The organism is Hallella sp. (assembly GCF_037460745.1).
GTDB classification, from domain to species: domain Bacteria; phylum Bacteroidota; class Bacteroidia; order Bacteroidales; family Bacteroidaceae; genus Prevotella; species Prevotella faecis.
Window position 1 is genome coordinate 16,210 of the sequence record NZ_JAXVAE010000116.1, and the last position, 12,764, is coordinate 28,973.

Here is a 12,764-nt window from a genome sequence, read left to right on the forward strand (position 1 = left end):
AGACATAACACAAATGTAACCTCGCGCAAAGAAAATCAGCCATCACGTTTCGGCGTGCAACCTTATTTGTGCAGTTGGTTACAAAAATAGTCGAATCGAACGGCTTATGTGAATTCTTTTTATTAACTTTGCACGAAAGAGAATTGATTTCATGGAGAACATCAGAAACTTCTGCATTATTGCCCATATAGACCACGGAAAGTCGACCTTGGCTGACCGTATGTTGGAATATACCAAGACCATCAAGATCACTGAGAACCAGATGCTCGACAACATGGACTTGGAACGCGAGCGTGGTATCACCATCAAGAGCCACGCCATCCAAATGGAATACGAGTATGACCGTAAGAAGTACATGCTCAACTTGATTGATACCCCGGGTCATGTGGACTTCAGTTATGAGGTGTCGCGCTCCATCGCCGCTTGCGAGGGAGCCCTGCTCGTTGTTGACGCCACACAGGGCGTCCAGGCACAAACCATATCCAATCTTTACATGGCTATCGAGCAAGACCTCGAGATCATCCCTGTCATCAATAAGATCGACATGCCCAACGCCATGCCCGATGAGGTGGAGGACGAGATTGTAGACCTCATCGGCTGCGATCCCGAAGACATCATCCGTGCCAGTGGTAAGACCGGCGAGGGCGTTCCCGAGATATTGGAGGCCGTGGTGAAGCGCATCCCTGCGCCGAAATGCGACCCCGCCAAGCCGTTGCAGGCCCTTATCTTCGACTCCATCTTCAATAGCTTCCGCGGAATCATCGTGCTGTGTAAGGTCGAGAATGGTTCCATCAAGCGTGGCGACAAGGTGAAGTTTGTGCAGACCGACATGGAATACACCGCCGATGAGGTGGGTGTGCTGAAACTCGACCTTGAGCCGCGCAATGAGCTCGGCTGTGGCGAGGTGGGCTATGTTATCTCGGGTATCAAGGTGGCCACCGAGGTGAAGGTGGGCGACACCATCACCCATGTCGACGCACCTTGCGAAAAGGCCATCTCCGGCTTCGAGGAGGTCAAGCCCATGGTGTTTGCCGGTGTTTATCCCATCGACCCCAACGACTACGAGAACCTGAGAGCCTCGCTTGAGAAGCTCCAGCTCAACGACGCCTCGCTCACGTTCCAACCCGAGAGCTCACAGGCCCTGGGCTTTGGTTTCCGTTGTGGCTTCCTTGGATTGCTCCACATGGAGATTGTGCAGGAACGCCTCGACCGCGAGTTTAATATGGATGTCATCACCACCGTGCCCAACGTGTCGTATATGGTTTACGACAAGCAGGGAGGCTGCAAGGAAGTGCACAACCCCAGTGGTCTTCCCGAGTCTACGCTCATCGACCATATTGAGGAGCCCTATATTCGTGCCACCATCATCACCGGCACCAATTTCATCGGTCCCATCATGCGCCTGTGCTTGGACAAACGCGGCGAGCTGCTCAGTCAGCAGTATGTGTCGGGCAACCGTGTGGAGCTCCATTTCATGATACCATTGGGCGAGATCGTCATCGATTTCTACGACAAGCTGAAGAGCATCTCCAAGGGCTACGCCTCGTTCGACTATCATATCGACAGCTATCGCCCGTCGAAACTGGCCAAGCTCGACATTCTGCTCAACAGCGAGCCCGTCGACGCCCTCTCCACGCTGACCCATGAGAGCAACGCCGTGACGATGGGTCGCCGCATGTGTGAGAAGCTGAAGGAGCTCATCCCGCGCCAACAATTCGACATCGCCATCCAGGCAGCCATTGGCGCTAAGATCATTGCCCGTGAGACGGTGAAGCAGGTGCGCAAAGACGTGTTGGCCAAGTGTTATGGTGGTGACGTTAGCCGTAAGCGTAAGTTGCTTGAGAAACAGAAGAAGGGTAAGAAGCGCATGAAGCAAATTGGTAACGTGCAAGTGCCGCAGAAAGCCTTCTTGGCTGTGCTAAAACTTGATTAAACCTAAAATGTTTCAATAATCTGGAGAGAAAAATGAAAGAACTACAAAACTCAACGAGAGATATAGCCCGTGAGTTGGCGCGCAAATACAGCACCATGACTCATGAGGAGCTCGATATTTTGGAGAGCATACTCGTACCGCGCAAATGCGCAAAGGGTGAGTTGATTCTGACGGAAGGCGAGGTTTGTAAGGATTTTCTCTATATCGACAAAGGACTGATCCGTCAGTTCTACATCAAGAAAGACAAGGAGGTAACTGAGCACATGGGTACCGAAGGCAATATCATCATGTGTATTGAAAGCCTCTTCAAGGAGGAGCCCACCAAGTTGCAAGTGGAGGCGCTTGAGCCTTCCTTGCTCTACGCCATTCCCAAGCATCGCTTGGAGCAGGTGGCCTTGCACAATGTGAACATCCAAATCCTCTATCGTAAGATATTGGAGGAGAGCTTGATATTCAGTCAGATACACGCCGACCTGGTGCGTTTTGAGACCGCTCAGAATCGTTATCTGCGCTTGTGCAAATTGTTGCCGCAGGTGGTTCTGCGCGCTCCGCTGAACTATATTGCCAGTTACCTTCAGATGACTCCTGAGACCCTGAGTCGCGTGAGAGCCGCAACGTTGTAGCCTTCCTAACAGAAGAACATTACAAGTCCGTACCACATAGAACTTACTATCCTGCAAGGGTAGTAAGTTCTTTTTGCTTTACCTTGAAACAGACAGCCGAATTTATTCAACAATCTATATATAAAACTACACGTTTTTTCTGAACGAACGTGCTTGTGGCTGCAAATAAGCGATTCTCGCTGAGTTTATACAACAGGTTGATAATCAATGTTTTGCGTTTTTATCATACCTTCGACGATCCGTCAAAACAACATGAGCCTTGCGAAAAGGCATGTTTCGAGTTTCGATACATGCCCGATCGTCATGCGTAACCTGCCTAACGGTGCCTCGATACATTACCTTTCGCAACTCGATACATGGCCTTTCGCATCTTAACACCTGATCTTTTGTAACGCCACGACGCTTGTTCGTCTCACTCGAAGCAGAAAGTCGGGCTTTTCGCGTTCTATTTCACAAGGCATTGACGACCATCTTTTTAACCAAATATTCAGACAAAATGATACATTAGCCCCAATCGTTAATTAAGACGAAAGTGGAGGATTGTTAGGATCTCATGATCGATTGGGGTTAAAATATAACCCCTGATAGGGGTTGATTAGTGGTGACCATAAAAAAGCTTACCATCCCTACAGATGGTAAGCTGATGTGGTTGCGTCCGTTTGCACTATAATGTTGCGAATGGGCCTGTTTTCTTTCATGCTGTCGCCCCAGCCGTTGGGGCTTTGTGGCGATTAGTCCCAGCTCTTGCTGCGAATCTCTGCCAAGGCTTTCACCCAGTTGGTGTCGAGCGAGAAGGGCGTCAGGAAGTTGGTGTTGTCCACGTAGGCGCGGCAGAGCTCGTAGTCGGTGTCGCCAAACAAGACGTTGTTCAGACTGGCGGCCTTGAAGCGTGCCACGGCAATCTCCTTCTTGCTGGTGCTGTTCTTGGCCTCTGAGAGGCGCTTGAAGTACAGGTTCACAAACTCCGTCATGGCGTAAGTCTGTATGCCCAGTTGCTTCTCGGTGAACGTGTTGTCGTCCTTCGACTTGTATAACATATACTCGATGACATCCCACTTGAATGAAGCCGTCTTGCGCTCCGTCATGGGTTTGTTCTTGTCATACTTAATCGTCTTGAACTCCTCTTGCATTCTCATCACCTCGTTGTAGATTTGCTGGGCTTGCGTTCCCAGTGCAAAGGTGCATAACATGGCAAATGTTAGAAGTGCTTTTTTCATTCTTATTCTTGTTTATTCGTTTCTGATAAGCTTCAGGTGGTGATCTATGCACGCCGGATATTCATCCTTGTAGTGGCTCACCATCATCAGCGTTTTGTTGTTTCTCTTGCAGAAGGTCTCTATCACATCCTTTGCCAGTTGGCGGTTTTGGTTGTCGAGCCCGTGCAGTGGCTCGTCGAGGATGAGCAGTTCTGGGTCCTTGACAAATGCCCTCGCTAATAATATGAGACGTTGCTGACCACTGGAAAGTTTCAGGAAAGTGTGGTTTTCTAATCCTTTTAGTCCAAAAATGTCCATCCAGAACCTGCAAACGTCGTATTCCTCTGGGTTCGGCTTAGCGTAGAGTCCGATGGAGTCCTTCAGTCCGCTGGCCACGATCTGTATGGCGGGCAGGTCGCGTTGGTAGGCTCGGTGCATCTCAGGCGACACATATCCAATGTGGCGCTTGATGTCCCAGATGCTCTCGCCCGTTCCGCGCGCCATGCCGAAGAGCGCTATGTTGCAGGCGTAGCTCTGTGGGTTATCGGCACACACCAGGCTCAGCAATGTCGACTTTCCCGCTCCGTTCTGTCCGCTAAGCACCCAGTGCTCACCATTCATGACCGTCCATGAGAGGTCTTTGAGGATGGTGCGCTGCCCGTAGCGTATGCACACCTTGTTCATCTTCACCACCTCGTGGCTGTGAAACTCGTGCTCCTTGTAGGGCAGGCGCAGTATGGCCTCGGCCTTCTCGTTGTCCAACACGTGGGCAGGGGTGGGCTCGCGATGCGCCAAGTAGTTGGCCAGGCTCACCTTCGGAAGCACCACCATGTTGTTGACCTCCACCACATGGGTGATGAACGTTGGTATGTCGTCGCTCTTCGAGAGCACCAGGATGAGTTGGATGCCCATCTCGGGGAGCGTCGACAGTAGCGTTTGCAACTGTTCGCGCGTCTCCGCGTCGAGACCGATGAACGGGTTGTCCATGATGAGCACCCGTGGGCTCGCCAGCAACACCTCGGTCAGTTTGAGCTTGCGCAGCTCACCGCTCGACAGCGATATGATGTATTTTCCGAGCGACGCCCTCATGCGAAACAGGTCGTACAATCGGCGTTGCAGAGCCCGGCGTTCCGCCGTGTCGTCGCCAGTGAGGGCGAAAGCCTTCTCCAACCGATCGGCTACGGTAGGGGTCGACGCATCGATCTCCTGTTGGTTCCATCGCTGTTGCAGGTAATAGCTGCGGTCGTTGTCGCCACCATAGGCGTCGCGGAAGGTCACATACTTGATGTTGTCGGCCACCAGCGGCTTGGCGCTTGGCGCAAAGTTGTACTCCGGGTCGCGTCCCAAGAGTGGGTGCCGACCGATGAGAATGTCCACCAACATCGATTTTCCGCCCCCGTTGGGGCCTACGATGGCCATGTTCTCGCCTTCGTCGAGCGTAAAGTTCACAGGCTGAGCCATGCGCCACGCTGGCATTCGTGTTATCCCGTCCGCTATGTTTATGATGTGTTTCATGTTATCCTTGGTTTGCGATGCGCTCCTTGTGGCTACGCACATAGTCTTTCCAACTGTTGTAATGGCGCTCACCCGTGTCGGGTTTCGAGAGTTGCAGGAAGTGGCAGTAAGCCGCGCCCAGCGCGTCGGTGGCGTCCATAAACTTGGGGAGGTCGTCTTTCGAGAACCGCAAGATGCGTTGCAGCATGGCCGCCACTTGCTCCTTCGACGCCTGTCCCTGTCCCGTGATGGCCATTTTTATCTTCATGGGCGCATACTCGTGGATGGGAACGTCGTGGCGTATGGCGGCGGCGATGGCCACCCCTTGCGCCCGTCCCAGTTTCAGCATCGACTGCACGTTCTTTCCGAAGAAAGGCGCCTCAATGGCCATCTCGTCGGGCAGATACTCGTCGATGATGCCCGTCACGCGCTCGAAGATCTTTCCGAGGCGCAGATAGGGGTCGCTCATCTTGTGCAGGTCGATGACACCCATGGTCATCATCTCAGCCTTGCTGCCCCTTACCCGCAGCAAGCCGTAGCCCATGAAGTTGGTTCCGGGGTCGATGCCGAGAATGATGCGCTCCGTTTTCTCCATTGCCTATGGGGTTGACGGTTAACGGTCGAGATATGGGTTCGACGCCAACTCACGGCCCACGGTGGTCTCCTCGCCGTGTCCTGGCAAGATGCGCGTGTCGTCGTTGAGCTGGCAAACCATTCGCAGGCTCTGGATAAGCAGGAACATGGATCCGCCAGGCAGATCGGCGCGCCCCACGCTGTTGCGGAACAACGTGTCGCCCGAGAATGCCACCTTCTCGTCCTTGCACCAGAAGAACACGCTGCCCTGTGAGTGGCCAGGGGTCTCGATCACTTGGAGCGTGTGGGTGCCGAAGGTAATGGTGTCGTTCTCCTCCAGGTAACGGCCCACGGGCGGTTGCTCGTCCTTGGCAAGTTCCTGGCGCATAAACTGCTCGGCCTGCTCAGAGAGGGTGCTGATGAGTGGCTCGTCGTCCTTGTGAAGCTCCACCTTCAGGCCCCAGGTGTCGAACACAAACTTGTTGCCAATGTTGTGGTCCACGTGTCCGTGGGTGGCCAACAGGTGTACGGGGCGCAGGTGGTTGCTCTCTATATGGTTTTTGATGGCTTGGCGCTCAGCCTCAAACTGTGCGCCACAGTCGATGATGACAGCCTCTTGTGTCTCATCGTTCACCACGTAACAGTTCTCTTGTATGACGTTGCATACGAAGCGTTTTATTTGTAGCATAACGTTCTTGTTATTCGTTGGTTATCTCTTTTAATCAAAGCGGAAGGTACAGCACATACTTTTCCTTGAACCACTCGTCGTCGAAGAGGTCGGTGATGGGTGTTTGCTGCAAGAGCTTGGCGAAGGGGCGCGTCTCCTCGGCGATGTTTCCGCCTTTGAGAACAAACAGGCCGTTGGGGTAGGCGTTGTGCTGGGTTTTGCTGATGTTCTTGCGAATGATCTTCACCAGGTCGGGCAGCGGCATGACGGCGCGCGACACCACGAAGTCGAACTTGTCTTTCTCCTCCTCGCCACGGCGATGCACAGGCTCCACGTTTTTCAGGCCGATGGCGTCGGCCACCTCCTGCGCCACACGCACCTTCTTGCCCGTTCCGTCGATGAGTCGGAAGTGGCAGTCGGGAAACATGATGGCCAACGGAATGCCCGGGAAGCCGCCTCCCGTTCCGAAATCGAGGATGCGCGTGCCCGGTTTGAAATGGCATGCCTTGGCGATGGCCAATGAGTGGAGCACGTGGTGCACGTAGAGGTTGTCGATGTCCTTGCGCGAGATGACGTTGATCTTGCTGTTCCAGTCGCGATACAAGCCGTCGAGCGCGGCAAACTGGCGCTGCTGCTCGTCGGTGAGATGGGGAAAATTGGATAGGATATGTTGCATGCTTATTGCTTATTTCTTACGGAGCAACTTAGACAGTTGCTTGTTGCTGAAGGTGACACGTATCTCGCCCATGACGTGAGCGGCAATCTCGTCGGGGTTGTAGATGAAGGTGATGCCCTTCTCGTTGATGATGTAATTGTCGGGGATGTAAGGGCCGGTCCAGGCAAAGACGGTTAGGCTGTCTTGCAGTTGCTTGAGGTTTCTCACCTTAAACTGGCGAGCCAACTTGGCCACGATCATGGAGGTCAGTGGACGCTCATAGCCTGGGCGCAACACGTCGGTCAGATGGACGATGGCTCCTGTGCGCGCATTGAAGTTGCGGGCCCACGTTGCAGCCTGCCCATGTGCGCCACCGCCATAAAAATAGGTGTCGGCCAGGTAGTTGACAATGCTGTCGGCGCCTTGCTCCACGTGGGTGAACACGGTGTAGGAGCGGTTGTAGCTCGGTGCGCTCTCTTGGTCGTCGCGGTAAAGGTCCTTGTAGTCGGCCAAGTACATCTTGAAGAACCCCTCAGCAAACTGATGTGCGCCCTTCATCATATAAACGGAGGGAGCTTCCGTTTGGGTTTGTGGCGGTGTCACGCCCTCGGCAAAGTCGGGCAGCAGAAGGCCCGACCGCAGCAAACTGTCGTTGAGCAGATTGGCGGCCTTGGCAGCCGCGTCGCTGTTGGATTGCGGCTTGGCGTAGATGAGGTGAAGCGCCAAATGGCCGTTGGGTTGCTCGCTATTGGGATTCAGGCGGACGGTGGAGTCGATGACCAGAGAGTCGAACGACAGCACGGCGCTGCCGGAACCCGCGCCCCCCTTGTATTGGCAACTTGCCAACACCATGAGCAACAGCGTCAGGGAGAAAATGATTTTCTTCATGGTCGTAACCTTCTTGTTTGTCTGATTTATGCAAAGTTACGACAATTATTCGTATCTTTGCGGCAAAAATAATTAAATAATGAAAAAGGCAGCATTATTTGACCTCGACGGTGTGGTATTCGATACCGAGCCGCTTTACTCCCAGTTCTGGGGTTCCGTGTTTAAGCGGTATTATCCCGATCAGCTCGGATTGGAGCAGAAAATCAAGGGTTCCACATTGGTGCAAATTTACGATCGCTACTTTGCGGGTCGCCAATCAGACCAAGACAGCATCACCAAGGACCTCAATGAGTTTGAGCATAACATGCCGTTTCGGTATATCCCTGGCTTCGAGTCCTTCATTGTGGCGTTGCGTGAGCGGGGTGTGAAGACCGCCGTTGTTACCAGCAGCAATGCAGAGAAGATGGGCAACGTGTATCGTGCCCATCCCGAATTGTCGAGCTTTTTCGACGCCGTGCTCACCAGCGAAGACTTCACCCGTAGCAAACCCGATCCTGAGGGCTACCTGAAAGGTGCCGAGAGATTGGGCTTCGATCCCAGCGAGTGTGTGGGATTTGAGGACAGCGTAAACGGCTTGAAGTCGCTCAATGCCGCCAAGGTGTTCACCGTGGGCCTCGACACCACCAACCCCTGTGAGGTGGTGGCGGAGTATGCCGACATCGTGGTTAGCGATTTCGCAACACCAGAGGCCATTCTCGCACTCTTCGAAGAGTAGGAATGGTGCAGAAACGCCAATGGTAGGAAAGAATAACAAATAAGCTTATTAACACCCCGTTTCGGTTTAACGGCCGATCGGGGGTATAACATTCAATCATGCAACCCGTTTCGACCTCATGGCCGATGGGGGTTAATTATTCAGAATAACGATGGAAACTCACAACATCAACAAAGTGGAGCTGCGCAACCTTCAGATGGAGGACTACGATCAGCTTGCCCGTTCGTTCAAGCGCATCTACGGAGATGAGGATGTGTTTTGGACCAAGGCTCAAATCAAGAAACTCATAACCATCTTCCCTGAGGGACAGGTTGTTATTATTGTCGACGATAGAATTGTGGGCTGCGCCCTCTCGATCATCGTCGATTACAACCTGGTGAAGTCGGACCATACCTATGCGCAGGTAACGGGCAACGAGACATTCAACACCCACAACCCCAAGGGCAACATTCTCTATGGCATTGAGGTGTTTATCCATCCCGACTATCGTGGTCTGCGATTGGCGCGCCGTATGTACGAATACCGCAAGGAACTCTGCGAGAAGCTCAACCTCAAGGCCATCATGTTTGGAGGACGCATTCCCAATTACCACAAGTATGCCGACAAGATGCGGCCGAAGGAATACATCGAACGTGTGCGCTCGCGTGAGATCTACGACCCGGTGCTCACATTCCAGCTGTCAAACGATTTCCATGTGCGTCGTGTCATGCGCAACTATCTGCCCAACGACGAGGAGTCGAAGCATTGCGCTACGCTGCTCCAATGGGACAATATCTATTACCAACCGCCAACAGACTCGTATGTCGACAAGCGTCCTACGGTGCGTATCGGACTGGTACAGTGGCAGATGCGCCCCTACCACTCGCTTGATGATTTGTTTGAGCAAGTGGAGTTTTTTGTCGATGCGGTGAGCGATTACAAGAGCGATTTCATTCTCTTCCCCGAATATTTCAACGCCCCATTGATGGCGAAGTTCAACGATATGGGCGAGGCCCAGTCGATTCGCGCCATGGCCCAGTATACCGAGAGCATCCGCGACCGTTTCCGTGAGTTGGCTATCAGTTACAACATCAACATCATCACGGGATCCATGCCTTATCTGAAGGAGGACAACGGCCTCTATAACGTGGGATTCCTCTGCCGTCGCGATGGAACGGTCGATATGTACGAGAAGATCCACGTTACGCCCGACGAGCAGAAATGTTGGGGATTGTCGGGTGGCTCGAACATCCAAACGTTCGATACCGACTGTGGTAAGATTGGCGTTGTGATATGCTATGATGTGGAGTTCCCGGAGCTATCGCGCCTCATGGCCGACGATGGCATGAAGATTTTGTTTGTGCCTTTCATGACCGACACGCAGAACGCCTACTCGCGTGTGCGAATCTGCGCTCAGGCTCGCGCCATTGAGAACGAGTGTTTTGTGGCCATCGCCGGTAGCGTGGGCAACCTGCCGCGTGTGCACAACATGGATATCCAGTATGCGCAGTCGGCTGTGTTTACGCCGTGCGACTTTGCATTCCCCACCAACGGAAAGCGCTCGGAAGCCACGCCTAACACCGAGATGATTCTCGTGAGCGATGTGGACCTCACGCTTCTCAATGAGATCCATACGTATGGATCGGTTCGCAACCTGCGCGATCGACGTAGCGACCTCTATAAGTTGGAAATGAAGAAGAAGTAATAAAGGTAAAAAGCCACCTGCTTGTCCGGTTTGAAAAGCAGGTGGCTTTGCTTTTATGGGGGTTGGTGTGACGGCCATCGTTTGTGATAGGGCGCCATGAGCCATGCCCGTTGACTATTGTTTGATTGATGTTTACTCCTCAATCTCTTGCAGCGAACGTGCAAAATTGTTGAAGAAATTGCTGACGGTCTCCAACGGGGCGTAGGTGATGTATCGGAGGCTACGCCTGAGGTTGCGCCTGAGAAGGGCTGAGTTGTTTTGTACAAAGCCCGAACTGAGTTGGCGGAAGTGCCACTCTTCGGCCGTGTCGCTGGCGCTGTGGGTCACCGATCGCAGCACGAGCTTGTTGGCGGCCGACTCCACGTGGCGCACGAAAGGCAACTCGTCTTGCTCAAAATTGAACACGCTCATGAGCATGGAACCCTGCAGCTGGGCCATGCGGCGCAACTGAAGCTTGCCCAACCAGGTGTCGAGCTTCACGAAATCCACCTTGTCGCCCTTGTTGCGAAGGTAACTTCCAAGTTCGATGATGCCGCTGAGCATGGTGCCGTGGTTGAGCATCGACGACACGTTTCCCACGATAATCTTTAGCACGTTGAGCGCATCCACATTGGTGTCGATGGCGTGTCGCTCGGCGTTTTCTATGCGGCTCAGTCGAAAGTTGAGGTAATGGTTGCTCAGTCTCGGCTCCTCTTGGTGAGCTGAGTTGTCGGGCGTTTGGTTCGCCAAGTCCTCGGGGATGTTCATCATTTCGTCAAACTGATGGTTCTTGATGCCCTTGAGGGCCGCACGCTCCACATGTTGGGCATGCACCATCTGGTCGAGCCTTCGCCATTTGAAGGCCGACATGGGCTCCATGGGCTCATACTCGTTGAGAGCGCCCGAGCGCAATAGTCGGAAGAAGTTGCGTGTTATGATGTTCATGATCGACCGTTTGCTTTTATCAACTGTATCGTTTGGGGTATCTGAATAGGATCGACGCCAGTGCAGCTACGCCGATGGCCATGGGGTAATACAGATAGGGCAGTATCTGCACGGGGTTGAGATGAGCCAGTCCGGCAGCGAGCAACATCTGCACGCCGTAAGGGATGAGGCCCTGCACGGTGCACGAGAATGTGTCGAGGATGCTGGCACACTTGCGGTTGTCGACACCATAGCGGTCGCCAATGCGCTTGGCAATGGATCCCACGGTGAGGATGGCCACGGTGTTGTTGGCCGTGCACATATTGACGAGGCTCACCAACGCACCAATCGAGAGCTCCGCGCCACGCTTGCCGTGAACGTGCTTGGTGAGCGCTTCGATGATGTAGTCGATGCCGCCATTCTCACGTATGATCTCCAACATGCCGCCCGCCATCATGGCAATGATGATGAGCTCGCCCATGCTGGTGATGCCTTGGCCCATGGCTCCCAGCCAGTCGAAGAAGTCATAGCTGCCCTTGGCCATGCCGATGACGGCACAAAGGACGATGCCGATGACCAGTACCGCCATGACGTTCATGCCGCAGATGGCGGCGACGAGTACGGCCAGGTAGGGCAAAACCTTCACGTAGTCGGTGTGGCCCACGCTGGCGGGCGCTTGCATGTCGCTGCCCATGATGGCGTAGACGGCCAGGATGAGCACAGCGGCGGGCACCACGATGAGTGAGTTTACCCGAAACTTGTCGCTCATTCGGCAACCTTGCGTCTGTGTGGCAACGACCGTTGTGTCGGAGATGAACGACAGGTTGTCGCCGAAGTAGGCGCCGCCCACGATGACAGCGGTCATCAGCGGTACGCTTTGTCCTGTGCCATGGGCTATGCCTGCGGCAATGGGCACGAGGGCAACCACTGTACCCACGCTTGTGCCGATAGACAATGAGATGAAGCACGAGGCCACGAAGAGGCCCGGCAACAACATGCTTGCTGGCAACACGGAGATGGCCAGGTTGACTGTGGAGTCGATGGCGCCCATGCCTTTGGCCGACGCCGCGAAGGCTCCTGCGAGCACATAGATCCACAGCATGAGCATGAGACTGCTCGAACTGGCACCCTTGCTAAATATGTCGATTCGCTTCTTTAGCGGAAAACCGCCTGAGATGGCGATGGCATAGATGCTCGATATGAGAAACACCACCGTCATGGGAACCTTGTAGAAGTCGCCTGCGGCAATGCTCAGCGCCAAATAGAGGGTGATGAAAAGAATGAGTGGCGATAAGGCCAACAGTCCTTTTTTATTCATTTCGCTTGTGTTTGTATTCCCCACTTTTATGTTATTATAGTGTCATTTCTGTTTTCTGTATGTTTCCCTCCAATTCTTATGGCAGTTGCGTTTGCCTGCTCTGAGAGCGCCGCGT

Annotated in this window: 12 protein-coding genes; 4 read left to right on the forward strand and 8 right to left on the reverse strand. The window is 53.6% G+C overall.

What is annotated here, in order from left to right; all coding sequences use genetic code 11:
• The first annotated feature begins 151 nt into the window (after nt 1-151).
• Together lepA and WKK33_RS07765 are read left to right on the forward strand one after the other, a co-directional pair.
• Nucleotides 152-1,933 carry a translation elongation factor 4 gene (gene lepA, locus WKK33_RS07760; protein ID WP_287768597.1) on the forward strand — a complete coding sequence of 594 codons (1,782 nt, stop codon included), beginning with the start codon at nt 152-154 and terminating at the stop codon, nt 1,931-1,933.
• 32 nt (nt 1,934-1,965) lie between these two features.
• On the forward strand, nt 1,966-2,556 hold the full coding sequence (locus WKK33_RS07765; protein ID WP_337933225.1) for a Crp/Fnr family transcriptional regulator: 591 nt from the start codon (nt 1,966-1,968) through the stop codon (nt 2,554-2,556).
• 731 nt (nt 2,557-3,287) lie between these two features.
• On the opposite strand, the gene WKK33_RS07770 is transcribed toward WKK33_RS07765, so the two are convergent.
• The 6 genes from WKK33_RS07770 to WKK33_RS07795 are packed head-to-tail and all read right to left on the reverse strand — an operon-like array spanning nt 3,288 to nt 8,029.
• Entirely contained in the window at nt 3,288-3,773 is a 486-nt protein-coding gene (locus tag WKK33_RS07770; RefSeq protein ID WP_337468821.1) for a hypothetical protein, read from the reverse strand.
• A gap of 12 nt (nt 3,774-3,785) precedes the next feature.
• A complete protein-coding gene (locus WKK33_RS07775) occupies nt 3,786-5,267 on the reverse strand; it encodes an ATP-binding cassette domain-containing protein (RefSeq protein WP_337933226.1) in 1,482 nt (493 codons plus the stop codon).
• Nucleotide 5,268: 1 nt separating this feature from the next.
• Nucleotides 5,269-5,841 (reverse strand): crossover junction endodeoxyribonuclease RuvC, encoded by a 573-nt coding sequence (ruvC, locus tag WKK33_RS07780; RefSeq protein WP_337568904.1) that lies wholly within the window; start codon nt 5,839-5,841, stop codon nt 5,269-5,271.
• Between the two features lie 18 nt (nt 5,842-5,859).
• Complete coding sequence (locus WKK33_RS07785) at nt 5,860-6,507, reverse strand: MBL fold metallo-hydrolase (protein WP_337933228.1); 648 nt, start codon at nt 6,505-6,507, stop codon at nt 5,860-5,862.
• Between the two features lie 34 nt (nt 6,508-6,541).
• Nucleotides 6,542-7,162: a 16S rRNA (guanine(527)-N(7))-methyltransferase RsmG gene (gene rsmG, locus WKK33_RS07790; RefSeq protein ID WP_337933230.1), complete on the reverse strand. Its 621-nt coding sequence runs from the start codon at nt 7,160-7,162 to the stop codon at nt 6,542-6,544.
• A 9-nt stretch (nt 7,163-7,171) separates the two neighbouring features.
• Nucleotides 7,172-8,029 carry an RsiV family protein gene (locus WKK33_RS07795; RefSeq protein WP_337746053.1) on the reverse strand — a complete coding sequence of 286 codons (858 nt, stop codon included), beginning with the start codon at nt 8,027-8,029 and terminating at the stop codon, nt 7,172-7,174.
• 79 nt (nt 8,030-8,108) lie between these two features.
• On the opposite strand from WKK33_RS07795, the gene WKK33_RS07800 reads away from it, so the two are divergent.
• A complete protein-coding gene (locus WKK33_RS07800; RefSeq protein ID WP_337933231.1) occupies nt 8,109-8,744 on the forward strand; it encodes an HAD family phosphatase in 636 nt (211 codons plus the stop codon).
• 151 nt (nt 8,745-8,895) lie between these two features.
• Nucleotides 8,896-10,428, forward strand: coding sequence for a bifunctional GNAT family N-acetyltransferase/carbon-nitrogen hydrolase family protein (locus WKK33_RS07805; RefSeq protein ID WP_337568899.1), 1,533 nt, complete (start codon nt 8,896-8,898; stop codon nt 10,426-10,428).
• A 132-nt stretch (nt 10,429-10,560) separates the two neighbouring features.
• Here the strand turns inward: WKK33_RS07805 and WKK33_RS07810 are convergent, their stop codons facing one another.
• Both WKK33_RS07810 and WKK33_RS07815 read right to left on the reverse strand, forming a co-directional pair.
• Nucleotides 10,561-11,352 (reverse strand): hypothetical protein, encoded by a 792-nt coding sequence (locus WKK33_RS07810; protein ID WP_337568898.1) that lies wholly within the window; start codon nt 11,350-11,352, stop codon nt 10,561-10,563.
• A 19-nt stretch (nt 11,353-11,371) separates the two neighbouring features.
• Complete coding sequence (locus WKK33_RS07815) at nt 11,372-12,649, reverse strand: Na+/H+ antiporter NhaC family protein (protein ID WP_337933234.1); 1,278 nt, start codon at nt 12,647-12,649, stop codon at nt 11,372-11,374.
• Nucleotides 12,650-12,764: the final 115 nt, after the last annotated feature.